The following is a 17,550-nucleotide window of genomic DNA, read 5'->3' as shown; positions in this document are numbered from 1 at the left end:
CCGCCGGGCACCCGCCCCGCCAGGACGCCGCGCCGCGGCGGGCGGCCTCAGCGGCGGCGCATGGGGGAACGGGGCTTGGGATAGCGCCGATCCTCGCCCTTCCACCACGGCATCCAGGAGGCGTATCCCTCGGCCGGAGGCACGGGCGATTCGGGCTGGAATCCCAATTCCTCCGGAGTCTCGGGAATTCGGTCGACGATGAAGTACTTATCCCGATCATCACAATGATCCAGGACGATGGTCCTAAATTCCGAAAGTTCCGGATAAAGAACGCCGGTAATCGGGTTCCGCTTGAATGCGACGATCTTGTACAGCCAATAGACGAAGAGCGCCACATTCGCGATGAGAGCGACCGCCGCACAGGCGATATTCGCCCTCGGATCCATTGTTGCAAAATTGAAAATATCCGAGGGGGGCACGAGAATCTCCGGAAGCAGCGTGTTCATCGAAATCCAGAAGACCAGGGTGAAGCACCGGAACCAGATCCACTGCCCCTTCGCCCACGTGAAGGCCGGAATCGTGCAGGCCAGCAGCAGCGCGAGCGTGCAGTACCACGTGTAGTCGGCCAGAGAGTTGTAGAGGAAGGCGTGGTTCCACAGGTCGTAGGCGATCACCCAGGGCCACACCATGTCGACCCAGATGAGACCGCGAACCTTCTGCTTGCCGGGCGAGGTCGCGATGATCTTGCCGAGGCCGGTGATCGTGATGATGTTGAGCAGGCCCGCGGCCGCGGAGAGCAGATTCCAGTAGCCGCCGATCGTGCGGAACCCGGTGGCCGGATCGATGCCGACGTGGCGCTCCTTCAGGTTCGCCGCAACCGCCTCGTACCAGGCCTGCGAATGGAGCTCGGCGCTGACGCCCCGCGCCTCGGGCAGGCCCGCGATCATGTCGATCGTGTGGGAGTCGTTCACGCCCTTCAGGCACTGCCAATCGGCGCCGCAGGCGTAGTAGGCGTCCGCGTTCCACCAGATCGTGAGGTCGCGGACGTTCGCCTCCATGATGTTCACGGCGAGCCCGATCCACAGCGCGACACCCAGCCAGATCGCGTACTTGTGGGCCTTGACCGGATTGCGCTTCGCATAGACGAGGACGATCCCGGTCATCGTCGCGGTGAGGATCATGATCGCGTACTTGCCGAAGGGGAACCACCCGACCATCGGCGTTCCGTGGATCCAGGCGTAGGGCATGAGCGCAATGCCCCCGATGGTCCAGACCGCGAAGATCGTCCAATTCCAGCGCCGATTGATCTCGGCGACGAGAATCTGCGCGAGCAGTACGACAATCCACAAAAGATAGACTTTCGGCGAACCGAGTTCCCACAGGAACAAAGAATCCACTGGTTTCCTCCTTGAAACCGCCTCGAGGCTCAATATGACCGATTATGGTAGTGGGTCAACCACAAAAAAGTGGCAATTCGGAAAAAAGTCCGCGGAAATGGATCGCATGAGGGCCCCGAAGACGAGGCCGATGCGCCGCGACGCATACACGACGACCCCACAAGGAGGATCGACGATGACTTCTTCATCCGCTCGCAGCAACAGGCTCGGCAAGCTCGTCGCCCTGGGAGGCCTGGGCCTCCTCGGAGGCATGTACGCCTTCAGCCAGCTGTCCGGCAAGGCGACGCCCGAGGAGCAGGCATGGCGCTACCCGGGTGATGACCTCATCGACGCGAACTACGACAACGGCTACTCCTCGACCTACGCCATCACGATCGACGCCCCGGCCTACGCGGTGTGGAGGCTCTTCAAGCAGATCGGGGCCGAGAAGTCCGGATCCTTCTCCTCGGAGTTCCTCGAACGGACCTTCGCCCGCCTCCCCTTCTTCAACTCCTACGAGATCCAGGAGGAGTTCCAGCAGCCCGACTCGATGATGCCGGGCGACATTGCCGCCTTCGACTTCCACGGCATGTCGATGGAATGGGCCGATATCGTCCCCGGCAAGTACATGGTCCAGTGGGTCGACACGAAGAACCCGCCGAAGGCCCCGGGCTCCTACGCCTTTCGCTTCCCCGGCATGACGCACTTCGCCGCGGCCTGGTGCTTCTACGTGGTGCCGCTCGAGGGCGGGCGCACGCGCCTCATCAACCACTGGCGGATCGGCTACGAGCCGGGCTCCGCCGCGATGACCGCGCTCAACTGGGTGAACATCGAGTTCATCGGCGGCTGCATGACGCACCTGCAGAACCTCTACGTCAAGCGCGTCCTGGAGTTCCGCAAGAAGCAGCACTTCACGGGCCGTTTCATGAGGGGCATGCTCGGCGGCCGCTTCTTCGGCTCCTCGACTCCCGCGGGCCGCTACGACGGCACGCCGCTCTTCGAGGACACCTACACCCAGTGGTTCCGCTACGGCCGCTCGGCGCCCGCCGTCGCCGAGATCCGCCCCCCGGTGACCGAGGATCCCTCGTGGCCGCCGACGGGCCCCGGCACGCCCTGGGAGCACGATGTCGATGCCGACTACTTCGAGGGCTGGAGCGAGCCCGAGTTCTCCTGGGATGAGCAGATCCGTCAGAAGATGGAGCGGAGCTACCTCCCCGATTGGGGCAAGGAGCAGCGATGACGGGCGGAATCATCCCTCCGGAGTATCCGACGCTCTTCTTCTTCGAAGTCGGCGAATGGTGGGACTACGCGACGCTCGCCGTCGTCGTCGCGGCTCTCGCCTTCACCGCCTGGCTCGCTCAGCGCAACATGTGGGCCGTCCTCGCCGTGTTCATCGTCATCCCCGTCGCCCTCACGATCTTCTGGTGGCCGACGTCGACCGCGGGCACGGCTTCAGCCGGGTGGTTCCCGATCGTCAAGCAGTACTCCGCCCTCGCGGGCTCCCTGTGCCTCGTCGCGCTCCAGGTCTTTCCGAGGCTGCGGCACAACAGGTGGTATCTGCTGATCCCTCCCGCGATCCTCGCGCTCAACATCGCCGAGGCCGTGGTGCGCGATTTCCAGTGCTATTTCATCCACGGCGTCGATCCCTCGCAGGGCATGGTCACCTGGGGCGGGCCCTGGAACATCATGAACGGCATCGCGGGCATCCTCAATCTGCTGGCGATCTCCGGCTGGATCGGCATCTTCGTGTCGAAGGGCAAGGAGCGGGCGCTGGTATGGACCGATCTGACGATCTGGTGGATCGTCGCCTACGACGTGTGGAACTTCGCCTACGTGTACAACTGCCTGGCTGATCGGGCCTGGTACTCGGGCGTGGCGCTCCTCGCCTCGTGCACGATCCCGGCCTTCATGAAGTTCGGGCGCGGGGCGTGGATCCAGTACCGGGCCTACACGCTGACCTTCTGGTGCGCGGTGGTCCTCACCTTCCCGCATTTCATGCAGGACTCCATGTTCGCGCACCGCAGCGCGCACAACCCCTACGCCCTGTTCCTCGTGTCGGCGGCGGCCCTGGCGATCAACGTCTTCGTCTTCGCCCGGCACATCCACAGGATCGCGACGCTTCGCCGCAACCCCTTCGTCCAAGAGGTCTATGCGGATACGCCCGAGTCCATCGGATGGATCCGCGATCTCGCCTCGGACGAGGACAAGCGGCTCATCGCCGGGCGCCTGGGCACGACCCCTGAGAAGGCGGGGTTCTTCGCCTCGGCCTGAGGCGGCGGATCCCGGCCCCTCGGCGGGGCGCTCCCCGGAAGCCGGACGGCGCGGACCGTCCTTCTTCCGGGGAGTCGTCGTGTTCCGGCGGGGTTCTTCGTCCGGGGGTCAGGCCCCGGGCTCCGTCCGGTTCAGCGCCGGTCCTCGGCCCAGAGGCTCTCGGGCGTGGCAGCCGGGAAGAAGTCGGCGCCCTGGACGATCGCGTCGAGCCGGTCGAGGATGTCGTCGAGGGCGAGGCGGATCCCCCCCTGGACGACGGCGTCCGCTCCGAGGGTCGATACGACGACTTCGGGCGCGAAGGGGCAGAGCCGATCGAGCGCTTCGGTCAGGCGCGGGAGGAAGAGGTCGGCGTCGGCCGAGTACTGTCCGCCGACGACGAGGCACTGGGGGGCGAGGGCGAGGATCATCGCGGCGGCCCCCAGGGCGAGGACTTCGGCGTATTCGTCGAGGGCGCGCAGGGCGCGTGAATCCGATCGGCGGGCGGCGCGGATGAGGTCCTCCCTCGTGGGGCTCGCCCCCTCGTAGAGGGCGTCGGCGAAGACCTCTTCTTCGAGTTCGCGCCAGCGGAGCTGGGGGAGTTCGCCGATGAGGCCGGCCGCTCCGAAAAGGCCCTCGTGGACGCGGTGGTTGATGACCGAGGCCGCGCCGGTGCGCCTGCCCGCGAGGATGTAGACGACGTCGTCGAAGGCCGCGGCGGCGCCCCTCCAGGATTCCCCTCGCGCGCCGAGGGCGCAGTCCCCGGCGCTGCGCACGCGGGTGCCGAGGGCGGCGCCGACTTCTTCGTCGAGGCGGACGCCCTTCCATCCGGGCATGCCCTCTCCGCCGAAGTAGGCGACGACGCCCTCGTGGACGACGCCGGGGGAGGCGAGGGTGCAGGTCCACACGGGCAGGCCCGGGTTCCTCGCGAGGACCCTGCGGCCGAGGCCGATGGAGGCGTCGAGGCGGTCCGGCGCGATCAGGTCCTCGGCGAGTTCGATCCTCTCGGCGGCGAGGATCGCGCCGGAGAGGTCGGCGGTCATGGCGGTGGCGTGGTGGGCGCCGATGTCGATGGAGAGGACCTGGCCGAGGGCGGAGTGGAGGCCGATGTGGGCGGCCGGCCTTCCGAGCCTCGGGGCGGCCGGGGTGACGGCGACTTCCTCGAGCCATCCGAGTTCGACGAGGTCGGAGACGACGGCTTCGGCGGCGACGCGCGTCACACCCGTGGCGGCGGCGATATCGGCGAGCGTGCGGGGACCGTCGATGCAGCTCTTCAGGGCTGCGGACATGTTGGCCCTGCGCTGGATCCGTCGCGGTGCTCTCATGCTCCCCTCCTCCTGGGCTTGACTTAATTAAGAAACTTACGTTATATTCGAAGAGATTTCACAGCGAATGAGGATTCAATGATGAACCACTCGACAGCACCGTCGACCTCCGCGCCCCGCACACCCGGGGCCTCCTCTCGCGCGCGCCGCACGACGATCACCGCCTATCTCTTCCTGGCACCCGCCCTCATCGGCTTCCTCGTCTTCTACCTCGTGCCGATGGTCAAAGGGCTGCAGATCTCGCTCACCGACTGGGACCTCATCACGGCGCCCGAATTCGTCGGATTCGGCAACTACGCGAAACTCCTCGCCGACGAGAACTTCGGCCACAGTCTAGCGATCACCGCCGTCTACGTGATCGTCAACATCACCACCCAGACGGCCGCCGGACTCGCCATCGCCGTCCTCATGCAGCGGATCAGCCACTCCACCCTGATCCGCTCCCTCCTCCTCGTCCCCTGGCTGGTCCCGAACGTCACCATCGCCGTCATCACGCTCTTCATCCTCGACCCCAACGTCGGGCTCCTCAATCACGGGCTCGAACTCCTCGGGACCGAGCCCATCGCCTTCTACGGCGACCCCGACATCGCGATCCTCACCGTCGCCCTCGTCAACTCCTGGCGGAACATGGGCTACACCGCACTGCTGATCTTCGCCGGAATGCAGACCATCCCCCAGATGGTCTACGAAGCCGCAGCCCTCGACGGGGCCTCGGCCGCCCGCACCTTCTTCCGGATCACCCTGCCCCTGACCCGGCCGATCCTCGTCATGGTCGTCATCGTCTCGATGATCGGATCCTTCCAGATCTTCGACACCGTCGCGGTCGCCACCAAGGGCGGGCCGATCGGCTCCACCAGGGTCATCTACTTCTACATCTATCAGAAGGCCTTCGAACAGGGGCAGATGGGCTACGCCGCCGCCATGTCCGTCGTCCTCCTCCTCATCATCCTCCTCATGACACTTGTCCAACTGCGCTTCTCCCGCGCAGAGCAATCGGATCTCGGGTGACGCCATGAATTCCACCGGTCGAATCGAACGCATCATCGGATGGGCCCTCATGGCCCTCCTCCTCGCCATCACGCTCATCCCCTTCGCCTGGGCGATCCGCACGGCCCTCATCCCCAACGCCGACGTCTTCAACGGCGACTACTCGCCGATCCCCCAGCGCCTCACCGACGTCAACTTCCGCAGGGTCCTCGGCCTCGTCTCCCTCGAGGAGGACATCGCCGCCGGAGGCACCGGCGCGAAGATGTACTTCTGGCTCTACCTGAGGAACTCCTTCATCTTCACCGGCATCCTCGTCATCGGGCAGGTCGTCACATCAACGATGGCCGCCTACGCCTTCGCGCGCCTGCGCTTCCCCGGACGCGACCTCGTCTTCGGGATCCTCCTCACCGGCATGATGATCCCGCCGATCTTCATCGTCCTGCCCAACTTCGTCCTCATCAAAGACCTCGGGCTCCTCAACAGCTTCGCCGGCCTCCTCGCCCCCTACGTCCTCGTCAGCCCCTTCGCGATTTTCTTCCTCCGCCAGTTCATGCTCGGCCTCCCCAAGGAAGTCGAAGAAGCGGCCATGCTCGACGGGGCGGGCTCATGGACGACCTTCAGAAAAGTCATCGTGCCCATGACCTCGGCCCCCATCACGACCGTCGCGATCATCCAGGCCGTCTTCGCCTGGAACGAATACCTCTGGCCCCAACTCGTCGGCCAGCACCACACGGTCCGCCTCCTCAACGTCGCCCTGGCCGCCTTCCAGCAGAGCTCCCCCTCCACCCGCCCCGACTGGACCGGCCTCATGGCCGCGGCCACCCTCCAGACGATCCCGATGTTCATCATCCTCATCGTCCTCGGACGCAAGCTCGTGTCCTCCATCAGCCTCACCGCAGCCAAGTAATCCATCCCGCGCACACCGCGCACTTCTCGAAGGAGAGAACACAATGAGACGCCACCTCGCATTCCTCGCAGCAGCGGGGCTCACGGCAGGAGCCCTCGCCGCCTGCACCCCCGCCGAACTCACCGAGAACGGCTCCGAGTCCTCAGCCGCCTCCACCGGGATCACCTACTCCCTCTGGGACCCCAACCAGCAGACCGCCTACCAGAAGTGCGCCGACGCCTTCGAGAAGGAGAGCGGCATCCACGTCACCATCGACCAGAAGGGCTGGGACGACTACTGGAAGAACCTCACCGTCGGCATCAACTCCGGAACCGCCCCCGACGTCATCACCAACCACGTCGCCCACTACCCCGAGCTCGCCTCCAAGGGCGTCCTCACCGACCTCAAGCCGATGATCGACAAGGACGGGATCGACCTGTCCCAGTACACCGGCGACCTCGCCTCCCTGTGGGACTACGACGGCAAGACCTTCGGCATCCCCCAGGACTGGGACACCATCGCCCTCGTCTACAACGTCAAGGACGTCACCGACGCGGGCCTGAGCGCCGCCGACCTCGCCGACCTCGACTGGAACCCGCAGGACGGCGGCTCCTTCGGCAAGCTCGTCGCCCGCCTGACGATCGACGAGAACGGCGTGAGGGGCGACGAGCCCGGCTTCGACAAGACGAAGGTCGCCACCTACGGATGGGGCCTCGAGACCGGCGGCGGAGTCGTCGGCCAGGGCCCCTGGTCGTGGCTCGCCCTGTCCAACGGATTCACCTACCTCGACAAGAACCCCTTCGGCACCCACTACAACCTCGACGACCCGAAGCTCGCCGAGGCGCTCACCTGGTGGCAGAAGCAGATCGACGCCGGATACGTCACCCCCGTCGAGAAGGCCGGCAACCTCGGCCTCCAACCGATGATGGAGCAGAACAAGGCCGCCCTCGTGCCCGACGGCTCCTGGAGGATCAACACCTGGTCCCAGTCCGAGGCCCAGGAATTCGCCTTCGCCCCGCTGCCCAAGGGCCCCGAAGGCCGCAAGACGATCATCAACGGGCTCGCCCCCTCGATCACCGCGGCCTCGAAGCACCAGGACGAGGCCTGGCAGTGGGTCAAGTACCTCACCTCCGAGAAGTGCCAGACCGTGATCGCCGCCGAAGCCGTCGTCTTCCCCTCGATCACCGCCCAGTCCGAGGCCGCGGCCGCAGCCCACAAGGCCGCCGGAGTCGACGTCTCCGCCTTCCTCGACATCGCGAAGGACCCGGAGGCCCTCTCCTACTACCCGATCACCTTCAAGGCGGATGAGATCAACACCGAGGCCGACCTCGTCATCGAGAAGATCGAGCGGGGCGAAGCCGACCCGGCGAGCGCCCTCGCCGAACTGGCCGCCAAGGTCAACGCCCTGCTGAGCGAGTGATCCGAGATGACGACCCCGACTCCTCTCGAACTCCTCGTCACCCGCGAGGATTCCGCTTGGCGACTCATCGGCGCCCCCGCGGGCACCCGCGCCCTCGGAGGAGCCGGGGTCGTCGTCGAGGCCCCGCGCCTGAACATCACCCACCCGGCGGCCCCCGACGCCCAGATCTACCGCCACGGCTGGACCTCCTGGTCCCCGACCGCGTGGTGGCGCCTCGACCGGGACCCCTGGCGGGTCTGGGGCAATCCCGAGCGCACGGCGACCGCCGAGGACGCCGCGACCGACACCGCCGAGCGGCACCGCTCCTACCTCCTCGGCGCGATCGCCGTGCCGAGAGCCGTCGGCGAGGAGCCCCTCTATCTCCTCGTCGGCGCCCTCGGCGGGGCGAGCGGCCTCATCGACCTCCTCCCCGGCAGGATCGAGGCGCGCCCCCTGGACTCCGAGGATCCCGCCCCCGGGCGCTGGTGGATCGGGGTCGGCGCCGAGGACGAGGTCTTCGCCGCGTGGACGCGCGCCCTCGAAGGCTCCCTCTCCGAAGCGGGGCGCCTGCTCCCCCGCCGAGAGGAGCCGGGTCCCGTGTGGTCCTCCTGGTACTCCTGGTTCGAAGAGGTGAGCGCCTCGGCGATCGACGCGGAGATCGGGCCCGCGCAGCGCTCCGGCTACGCCGTCCTCCAAATCGACGACGGATGGGAGCGGGGCATCGGCGATTGGGAGGCGAACGACGACTTCCCCGAGGGCATGGGGGCGATCGCCGAGCGGATCCGCGCCGCGGGCATGACCCCGGGCCTGTGGATCGCCCCCTTCATCGCCTCAGCCGAATCGCCCATCGCCCTCGACCACCCCGAGTATTTCGTCTCCGATGAGGCAGGAGCTCCCGCGATCGCCGGATACAACTGGGGGGCGCCCTACTACGCACTCGACTGCACCCGCCCCGAGGCCCTCGACTGGGTGCGCGACACGGTGTCCCGCGTCGCCTCGTGGGGGTACGGCTACCTCAAGCTCGACTTCCTCAACGCGGCCGCCATCCCCGGTTCACGGCATCGGCGCGTCGGACGGGAGGAGGCCTACAGGACCGGCCTGCACGCCCTGCGGGAGTCGGCCCCCGAGTGCTACATCATGGCATCGGGAGCGGTCATCGCCCCCTCCATCGGGATCGTCGACGGGATGCGGGTCGGCCCCGACACCGCTCCCTACTGGGACAACACGGAGCGCAAGAAGGACCCGAGCGGCCCGGGCGTGCGCAACGCCCTGCGCAACTCACTCGCCCGCTTCTGGCTCTCCTCCCTCACCGACATCGATCCGGACGTGGCGATCTGCCGGACCCACGGTTCCCTGCTCAGCGAGGAGGCCTGCCAGATCACCCGAGATATCGCCCTGGCGACCGGCGTCGTCGGCTGCTCCGACCCGGACGCCTGGCTCACCGACCCCGAAAGGGAACGGGTCGCCGAGCTCTGCGCCTCGGCGCGCCGGGGGGCGCGGGTCGAACGCCTCTCGCGCTACCGCTTCTCCATCGATTCGCGCCTCGTCGATTTCGAGCCGTGGATCTCCCCGAGCGTCAGGATGAGCGACCGGATCCTTGCGAAGTAGCCCTTCCCCCCGTCGGCCTCCCCGCCCCTGCGCACAGCGGGGCGGGGAGGCCGACGGGATGCGGCGCTCGTCTCAGAAAGCCGAAGGGCCTCCTTCGCCGTGCGGCCCTCCCGGTATCCTGAGGTTCCGACCGGTGAAACGGCCACGCCCATCAGGCACTGCCCATCGACTGATCGGAGAGCTCACTCATGAGCAACACCCCCCGCGGCTTCTTCCGCTGGAAACTTCACGGCAACGGAACGACGATCTCCCCCGGCGAAGTCGTCGCCGCAGGCGAGCGCCTCTCCTGGCCCCGCACCATCGGGATCGGCGCCCAGCACGTCGTCGCGATGTTCGGCGCGACCTTCCTCGTCCCCCTCCTCACCGGATTCCCGCCGGCGACGACGCTGTTCTTCAGCGCCATCGGCACCCTCCTCTTCTTCCTCATCACGGCGGGACGACTGCCCTCCTACCTCGGCTCCTCCTTCGCTCTCATCGCGCCGATCGTCGCCGTCTCCGAAACCCTCGGCATGAACTACGCCCAGGGCGGCGTCATCGCGACCGGCGCGACCCTCGCCCTCGTCGGAGCCATCGTCCACTTCGCGGGCGTCCGCTGGATCGACGCGCTCATGCCCCCGGTCGTCACCGGCTCGATCGTCGCCCTCATCGGCCTCAACCTCGCGCCCGCCGCGTGGAACAACGTGAAGGAGGCGCCGCTCACAGCCCTGATCACGATCGTGTCGATCTGCATCATCACCGTCCTCTTCAAGGGCATCATCGGCCGCCTCTCGATCCTCTTCGGAGTCCTCATCGGCTACCTCGCCGCCGTCCTCCAACACCAGGTCGACTTCTCGGCGATCTCGCAGGCCGCATGGTTCGGCCTCCCGCAGTTCCACGCCCCCGCATTCGACCCCTCGACCCTCGGCCTCTTCGTCCCGGTCGTCTTCGTCCTCGTCGCCGAGAACGTCGGCCATGTGAAGTCCGTGTCGGCGATGACCGGGGAGAACCTCGATGACGTCACCGGCCGAGCCCTCCTCGCCGACGGCCTCGCGACGGTCCTCGCGGGCTCCGGCGGCGGCTCGGGCACGACGACCTACGCGGAGAACATCGGCGTCATGGCCGCGACCCGCGTCTACTCGACCGCCGCCTACGTCGTGGCCGCGGGCTTCGCCTTCGCGCTCTCGCTCCTGCCGAAGTTCGGCGCGATCATCGCGACGATCCCCGCCGGGGTCCTCGGCGGGGCCGGTACCGTCCTCTACGGCATGATCGGCATGCTCGGCGTGAGGATCTGGGTCCAGAACCGCGTCGACTTCTCCAACCCCGTCAACCTCAACACCGCCGCCATCGCCCTCGTCGTCGCGATCGCGAACTTCACCTGGAGCCCGGGCGGCATGACCTTCGAGGGCATCGCCCTCGGCACGGCCGCCGCCCTCGCGATCTATCACGCGATGAAGTGGATCTCGAAGATCCGCGGCACCAACCTCGAGCAGGCCTCCCCGGCCTCGGCGCCCGCGGGCACGGAGCTGGAATCCGAGGCCTACGCGAAGCGGCACAGGGCGGCCCCCGCCGCCGAGTGAGGCTCTTCCCCCTCGTATTCACGCAGGAGGGCCGGTCGTCCTTCGGGGCGGCCGGCGCTCGCTTCTTCCGTCGCCGAGGGCGGGGCCGCTGCGCTGCGGGCCCCGGTCCCGAGGGGGCCTGGGAGGGGAGCCCTCGACAAGTATATAAATGACATGTAATCTATTGAGATGTTGAAAGATCGGGTCCGCGCCGCAAGCGCCCTCCTCGACGCCCTCATCAGCGCGGAGATCTCCGTCTGGAATCGCCTCGAGCACACGCTGAGCGCCTCCGAGCGCGCCACCAGCCTTTGCCGCTACTTCACCCTCCGCTCCATCGACGCGGTGAGCGAGCGCGACGCGAAGGTCAACGACATCGCCCGCGCCCAGAGGATCACCGTCGGAGCCGCATCCCGCCTCGTCGACCGCCTCGTGAGCGACGGCCTCGTCGACCGCCGCGCCTCCCCGGCCGACAGGCGCGCCACGAGCCTCGCCCTCACCGCCGAGGGCCGCGACCGCATGAGCGCCTCGCACGCCCCGATCATCGACACGCTCGAAGAACTCCTCGCCCGATTCGACGACGCCGAACTCGCCGCCCTCATCCGCTTCCTCGAGCGGCTGACCGACGCTGCGGAACGGCCCCGAGCATGAGCGGCACGATCTCAGACCCGATGCCCGCGACCCGCCCCGGAGGGGGCCTGCGCCTCGGCGGAGCGCCCTCCCGGAAGAGGAGGCACCCATGATCGTCTTCGACACGGTCTCGCACACCTACCCCGACGGCGCCCGGATCCTCGACTCCGTGAGCCTCGAAGCCCCGGCCGACACTACCACCGTCCTCCTCGGCACCTCGGGTTCGGGGAAGACCACGCTCATGCGGATGGTGAACCGCATGATCACCCCGACCTCCGGACGGGTCTTCGTCAGGGGGAAGGACGTCGCGGGGGAGGACCCGGTGAGGCTCCGCCGCTCGATCGGCTACGTCCTTCAAGACGGCGGCCTCTTCCCCCACCGGCGGGTGCTCGACAACATCGCCACGGTCCCGAGGCTCGAAGGCATGTCCCGCAGCGCCTCGGCGGAGCGCGCGCTGGAACTGCTCGACCTCGTCGGACTCGACCGCTCCCTCGCCCGCCGATTCCCCGCCCAGCTTTCGGGCGGACAGCGCCAGAGGGTCGGCGTCGCGCGCGCCCTCGCCAACCGGCCCGACATCCTCCTCATGGACGAGCCCTTCGGCGCCCTCGACCCCCTCGTGCGCGCCGACCTCCAGAACGAGCTCAAATCCCTCCGCGAGCGCGTCGGCACGACGATCCTCTTCGTCACCCACGACCTCGACGAGGCCTTCGCCCTCGGCGACCAGATCGCCCTGCTCCGCTCGAACGGAACGCTCGCCCAGGTCGGGACGGGGCGCGAGCTCGTGTCCCGACCCGCCGACGAATTCGTCCGCTCCTTCGTGGGAGCCTCGGCGGATCGCGCGCTCACCGCCCTCGAGACCCCGGCGGGGCGGATCGTCACCGATGAACTCGGCCGCCCCCTCGGGCGCCTCAGCGCCCCCGACGAAGCCGAGCGCCGATGAGCTGGCTCCCCTCCAACCTCCCCCTCGTCGGCGCCCTCGCCCTCGCCCACCTCGCCATCGCCCTCCCGGCGATCGCGGCCGCGATCCTCGTGTCCATCCCGCTCGGCTGGTGGGCGCATCACTCGCAGCGCTGGGGCGCTCCGCTCCTCACGGGCCTCTCGCTCCTGTACGCGATCCCCTCGCTCCCGATGTTCTTCCTCATCCCCGTCCTCATCGGCATCGCCTTGAGGTCGAACCTCAACATGATCATCGTCCTGGCGCTCTACGGGATCGCCGTCCTCGTCCGCCAGGCCGCCGACGCCTTCGCATCGCTCCCCCGCGACGTCCTCGAATCCGCCGATGCGGCGGGATACCCCGCATTCCGTCGATTCTTCGCCGTCGAGCTCCCCCTCGCGCTCCCCGCGATCATCGCGGGCATCCGCGTCGTCATCGTGTCGACCGTCTCCCTCGTCACCGTCGGCGCGGTCATCGGCATCCGCTCCCTCGGCACCCTGTTCACCGACGGCTTCCAGCGCGGACTCGCCTCCGAAGTCGCCGTCGGCCTCGCCGCGACGATCGCCCTCGCACTCGTCCTCGACGGCCTGACGGTCGCCCTCGGCACCCTTTCCACCCCGTGGACGAGGGCGGAGCGCCGGAAACCGGAGGACGCGGAAGGAGCCGCCGCATGAGCATCCTCCGCGACGCGTTCGCATGGCTCGCCGATCCGGCCCACTGGAGCGGACCGAGCGGGATCCTCATGCGCCTCCTCCAGCACCTCGGCGTCACCGGGGCCGTGGTCATCACCGCGGCGCTCATCGCCCTGCCCCTCGGCATCGCCATCGGGCACACCGGGCGATTCCGCTTCCTGGCGACCTCGGGCGCCGGAGCGGCGCGCGCCGTTCCGACGCTGGGCCTGCTCACCCTGGCCGCGCTCTGGCTCGGCATCGGACTCAAAGGGCCCTTCCTCGCCCTCCTCGTCCTCGCCGTCGCACCCGTGCTGTCGGCCGCCTACGCGGGGATCGAATCCGCGGACGCCCGCACCGTCGACGCGGCGCGCGCCATCGGCCTCACGGAGTTCCGCATCATTCGCGAGGTCGAGCTCCCCGCGGCCCGCAACCTCATCCTCGGAGGGCTGCGCTCCGCCACCCTCCAGGTCGTCGCCACCGCGACCCTCGCCGCCTACACGGCCGATTCCGGCCTCGGGCGCTTCCTCTACACCGGCCTCAAGACGCGCGACTACGGGCAGATGATCGCCGGCGCGATCCTCGTCATCGCCCTCGCTCTCGCCCTCGACGCCGCATGGGCCCTGATCGGGCGCGCAGCGCGCGCCCGCAGCCGGGCCTTCGACACAACCCCCGCATGACGGAAAGGACCCTCTTCATGCGCACTCCCCGTCTCATCGGACTCGCCCTCGCGGGAACGGCCGCACTCGTCCTCGGCGCTTGCGCGGACTCCGCCACGCTGGAGGGCAAGGCCTCATCGAAGGCCATCGTCGTCGGCTCTCAGGACTACTACTCGAACGAGATCATCGCCGAGGTCTACGCCCAGGCCCTCGAAGACGCCGGATACGAGGTGGACCGCCAATTCCGCATCGGCCAGCGCGAGGTCTACATGCCCGAGCTCCAGGCGGGCTCGATCGATCTGCTGCCCGAATACACGGGCAATCTCCTCCAGCACCTCGACCCGTCTGCGAAAGCGACGAGCGCCGATGACGTCATCGCCGCACTGCCGGGCGCCCTGCCCGACGGCCTGCGCGCCCTCGACGCCGCACCCGCGAGCGACCAGGACTCCTACGTCGTGACGCGCGCATTCGCGCAGGAGCACTCCCTGAGGTCGATCGGCGACCTCGCGGGGATCGAGGGTCTGATCCTCGGGGGGAATTCTGAGCTGGAAACGCGCCCCTACGGCCCGACCGGCCTCAAGGACGTCTACGGCGTCACCGTCTCCTTCGCCCCCATCGAGGACTCCGGCGGCGCGCTCACCCTCAAGGCCCTGCGCGACGGGTCCGTCCATCTCGTCGACGTCTACTCCGCCGACCCCGCGCTGGCCTCCGAGGATCTCACCGTCCTCGAGGACCCCGAAGGCATGTTCCTGTCCTCGCGGGTCGTGCCCCTCGTGTCGGACGCGATCGACGAGGGCGCAGCCACCGTCATCAACAGGGTGTCGGCGGCTCTCGACCCGGACGACCTCATCGGGATGAATCGCCGCTCGACCGAGGAGGCGGCGTCCGCCGCGGCGATCGCGACGGCGTGGCTGAACTCGGAGGGCCTGCTGGGCAAGTGAGGCGCCGCCCGGGAGACCCGGCTCAGCGGACGGACCCCGCGACCCCGAGGTAGTCGATCCAGCGCTCGAAGTGATCGAGGACGTCGTGCGCGACCTGGTCGCTCGTCCAATTCATCACGTCGTAGCCCTGGCCGCCGCCGCGCGGCCTCACCTCGAGACGGACCGTCGTGTCATCGTCCTCGGGCATCGACACGCCGAAGGCGGGCACCGGGGAAACGACCATGCGGACCGTGTACCGGAAAGCCTCGGCATCGACGGGCGCGCCGCCGAGGAGGACGTCGAGGAGGCGCGCAACGAACTGCTCGAGCACCTCCGGGCTCGCCGACACCGCGAGGGAGGCCCTTCCGAGGAACTCGCGCTCATCGTCCGGATCCTCCGCCTCCGGCCCTTCAACGACGACCTCCGCGATGAGGCCCTCAGACCGCAGGGCTTCGGCGACGGCGTCGAGCGCGGGGACGACCCGCGTATCGAGGGCCCTCTTCGCCCGCGCCGGGCTCACCGCGTCGAAGGTCCTCGAGAGGCGGTCCCGCCAGGAGAGGCGGACCCGGCCCGCGGCCGTGCCCGACATGCCGATGAGACCCGAGGCGAGCGCCCTCGTCCGCGCCGCCGCCCTCGTCGCCTCCGAGCGGAGGGCCTTCCACAGGGAGGCGGCGATGAGGATGAGGACGAAGGAGAAGGGGAGCGCCATGACGATCGTCGCCTGCTGGAGGATCGGAATGCCCCCGGCGAGGAGCATCGCGATCGTGAGCGCACCGGTCGCGGCCGCCCAGAAGATCCGCAGCCAGGGGGCGGCGTCGCGCCGGTCGGGAAGGTCCCGGGTCGACAGGTTCGCCATGACGAGGGAGCCCGAATCCGAACTCGTCACGTAGAAGAGGACGCCGACGAAGAGCGCGAGGGCGATGAAGGCGCCGCCCAGCGGAAGGGAGTCGAGGAGGGCGTAGAGGCCGCCCTCGGGGGTCGCGTAGGCGATCTTCTCGAATTCCGCATCGCCCGAGCGGATGAGGTCGAGCGCGGTGTTGCCGAAGATCGACACCCACATGAGGACGTAGGAGAAGGGCAGGACGAGGGCGCCGATGACGAACTGGCGGATCGTCCGACCGCGCGAGATCCGGGCGAGGAACATGCCGACGAAAGCCGCCCACGTGATCCACCAGGCCCAGAAGAAGAGCGTCCAGCCGTTGAGCCAGGCGTCGGGCCGATCGTAGGGGAAGGTCTCGAGGGTGAGCACCGGGAAGCGGGTGAGGAAGTCGCCGATGTTCGCGACGAGCGCGTCGAGGAGGAAGGCCGTGTTCCCCGTGATGAGGACCCACAGGGCGAGTCCCATCGCGAGGAGGACGTTGATGTTCGAGAGGATCCGCACACCCCGGTCGACGCCGCTGACCGCTGACACGGTCGCCATGAGGACGGCGAGGGAGACGAGCCCGATTTGCGCGGCGATCCCCTGCTCGACGCCGAAGAGGAGCGTGAGCCCGACGTTGAGCTGGACGACGCCGATGCCGAGCGATGCGGCGATGCCGAAGACGCCTCCAACGAGGGCGAACACGTCGACGATGTCGCCGAGCGCACCGTCGACGCGCGAGCCGAGGAGCGGGCGGAGCGTCGAACGGACGGCCAGGCGGTCGCGCTTGCGGTAGGCGAAGTAGCCTAGGGCGATGCCGACGACGCCGTAGAGGCCCCAGCCGGAGATCCCGTAGTGGAAGAGGGTCCAGGTCACGGCGCTCCGCGCGGCTTCGACGGTCTCGCCCTGCCCTGTCGGGGGCGCGATGTACTGGGCGACCGGTTCGGCGATCGCGTAGAACATGATGCCCGTGCCGATGCCCGCGGCGAAGAGCATCGCCGCCCAGGAGAAGGTCGAGAAGTCGGGGGTCGAGTTGTCCGGGCCGAGCCGGATGTTCCCGAACCTCGTGACGGCGAGGACGCCGAGGAGGACGAGGGCTGCGGTCGTGAGGAGGATGTAGAACCAGCCGAACCAGCGCCCGGTCCAGGCGACGGCCGCGTCGAAGGCGCTCTGGACGGCATCCGGGTTGAGGATCGCGGCGAGGCAGACGCCGACGATGATGAGTGCGGACAGGGCGAAGACCGGCCGGTTGAGCCGGGGTTCGACCGCTTCCGGCAGCGCTCCGGACAGACGGGGGTCGTGGTGGCGGCTCCCGGATTCCGCGTTGATCGGCGAAGTCGGGGCTGTGCTCCGCGGGGTCGGCGACTGCGCTGCGGTCGGATTCATGGGCGCTCTTCCGGTCGGGGATGGGACTCGACGCCGACGCTCGCGGACGAGGGCGGCGCCTTGTCCAACCTTTCACGGACCCTCCGCGCCCGCAACCGCTCGAGGCGGCCCCCTCAGCAGAGCGCGCCTTGGGAGCAGTGCGCCGATGCGAGGCGAATCGCCTGTTCGACGATGACGCTCGGCCGTTCGGCCTG

The 17,550-nt window shown here is 68.4% G+C and carries 15 protein-coding genes; 12 read left to right on the top strand and 3 right to left on the bottom strand.

Annotation, left to right across the window (positions count from 1 at the left end):
* Positions 1-47: 47 nt before the first annotated feature.
* Positions 48-1,337, bottom strand: coding sequence for a DUF5692 family protein (locus tag HD592_RS01720; RefSeq protein ID WP_184451461.1), 1,290 nt, complete (start codon positions 1,335-1,337; stop codon positions 48-50).
* Between the two features lie 250 nt (positions 1,338-1,587).
* On the opposite strand from HD592_RS01720, the gene HD592_RS01715 reads away from it, so the two are divergent.
* Together HD592_RS01715 and HD592_RS01710 are read left to right on the top strand one after the other, a co-directional pair.
* The gene (locus HD592_RS01715; RefSeq protein ID WP_407822410.1) at positions 1,588-2,556 is read left to right on the top strand and encodes a hypothetical protein; all 969 of its coding nucleotides are present in this window, start codon (positions 1,588-1,590) and stop codon (positions 2,554-2,556) included.
* Positions 2,553-3,587 (top strand): DUF5692 family protein, encoded by a 1,035-nt coding sequence (locus HD592_RS01710; protein ID WP_184451459.1) that lies wholly within the window; start codon positions 2,553-2,555, stop codon positions 3,585-3,587. Before HD592_RS01715 ends, HD592_RS01710 begins: the two co-directional genes overlap by 4 nt.
* Before the next feature lie 131 nt (positions 3,588-3,718).
* Here the strand turns inward: HD592_RS01710 and HD592_RS01705 are convergent, their stop codons facing one another.
* On the bottom strand, positions 3,719-4,888 hold the full coding sequence (locus HD592_RS01705; protein WP_184451458.1) for an ROK family protein: 1,170 nt from the start codon (positions 4,886-4,888) through the stop codon (positions 3,719-3,721).
* A gap of 78 nt (positions 4,889-4,966) precedes the next feature.
* Here HD592_RS01705 and HD592_RS01700 point away from each other — a divergent pair, with 78 nt between their 5' ends.
* From HD592_RS01700 to HD592_RS01655, 10 genes are all read left to right on the top strand, one after another.
* Complete coding sequence (locus tag HD592_RS01700; RefSeq protein ID WP_221437793.1) at positions 4,967-5,896, top strand: carbohydrate ABC transporter permease; 930 nt, start codon at positions 4,967-4,969, stop codon at positions 5,894-5,896.
* A 4-nt stretch (positions 5,897-5,900) separates the two neighbouring features.
* Complete coding sequence (locus HD592_RS01695) at positions 5,901-6,782, top strand: carbohydrate ABC transporter permease (RefSeq protein ID WP_184451457.1); 882 nt, start codon at positions 5,901-5,903, stop codon at positions 6,780-6,782.
* 43 nt (positions 6,783-6,825) lie between these two features.
* Positions 6,826-8,181, top strand: a complete 1,356-nt coding sequence (locus HD592_RS01690) for an ABC transporter substrate-binding protein (RefSeq protein ID WP_184451456.1) — start codon at positions 6,826-6,828, stop codon at positions 8,179-8,181.
* A 6-nt stretch (positions 8,182-8,187) separates the two neighbouring features.
* On the top strand, positions 8,188-9,768 hold the full coding sequence (locus tag HD592_RS01685) for a glycoside hydrolase family 36 protein (protein ID WP_184451455.1): 1,581 nt from the start codon (positions 8,188-8,190) through the stop codon (positions 9,766-9,768).
* Positions 9,769-9,956: 188 nt separating this feature from the next.
* The gene (locus HD592_RS01680) at positions 9,957-11,324 is read left to right on the top strand and encodes a uracil-xanthine permease family protein (RefSeq protein ID WP_154475422.1); all 1,368 of its coding nucleotides are present in this window, start codon (positions 9,957-9,959) and stop codon (positions 11,322-11,324) included.
* A gap of 168 nt (positions 11,325-11,492) precedes the next feature.
* Positions 11,493-11,951, top strand: coding sequence for a MarR family winged helix-turn-helix transcriptional regulator (locus tag HD592_RS01675; protein ID WP_184451454.1), 459 nt, complete (start codon positions 11,493-11,495; stop codon positions 11,949-11,951).
* Between the two features lie 88 nt (positions 11,952-12,039).
* On the top strand, positions 12,040-12,870 hold the full coding sequence (locus tag HD592_RS01670; protein ID WP_184451453.1) for an ABC transporter ATP-binding protein: 831 nt from the start codon (positions 12,040-12,042) through the stop codon (positions 12,868-12,870).
* Positions 12,867-13,538 carry an ABC transporter permease gene (locus HD592_RS01665; RefSeq protein WP_184451452.1) on the top strand — a complete coding sequence of 224 codons (672 nt, stop codon included), beginning with the start codon at positions 12,867-12,869 and terminating at the stop codon, positions 13,536-13,538. Before HD592_RS01670 ends, HD592_RS01665 begins: the two co-directional genes overlap by 4 nt.
* Positions 13,535-14,212 carry an ABC transporter permease gene (locus HD592_RS01660; RefSeq protein ID WP_184451451.1) on the top strand — a complete coding sequence of 226 codons (678 nt, stop codon included), beginning with the start codon at positions 13,535-13,537 and terminating at the stop codon, positions 14,210-14,212. Before HD592_RS01665 ends, HD592_RS01660 begins: the two co-directional genes overlap by 4 nt.
* Positions 14,213-14,229: 17 nt before the next feature.
* The gene (locus tag HD592_RS01655) at positions 14,230-15,132 is read left to right on the top strand and encodes a glycine betaine ABC transporter substrate-binding protein (protein WP_184451450.1); all 903 of its coding nucleotides are present in this window, start codon (positions 14,230-14,232) and stop codon (positions 15,130-15,132) included.
* A gap of 22 nt (positions 15,133-15,154) precedes the next feature.
* Here HD592_RS01655 and betT read toward each other — a convergent pair whose 3' ends face one another.
* On the bottom strand, positions 15,155-17,356 hold the full coding sequence (betT, locus tag HD592_RS01650) for a choline BCCT transporter BetT (protein WP_184451449.1): 2,202 nt from the start codon (positions 17,354-17,356) through the stop codon (positions 15,155-15,157).
* Positions 17,357-17,550 lie beyond the last annotated feature (194 nt).

This window comes from Schaalia hyovaginalis (genome assembly GCF_014208035.1).
In the GTDB taxonomy this organism is placed as follows: domain Bacteria; phylum Actinomycetota; class Actinomycetes; order Actinomycetales; family Actinomycetaceae; genus Pauljensenia; species Pauljensenia hyovaginalis.
Note: the sequence above shows the minus strand (reverse complement) of the source record. Positions and strands in the feature narration are given on the sequence as shown.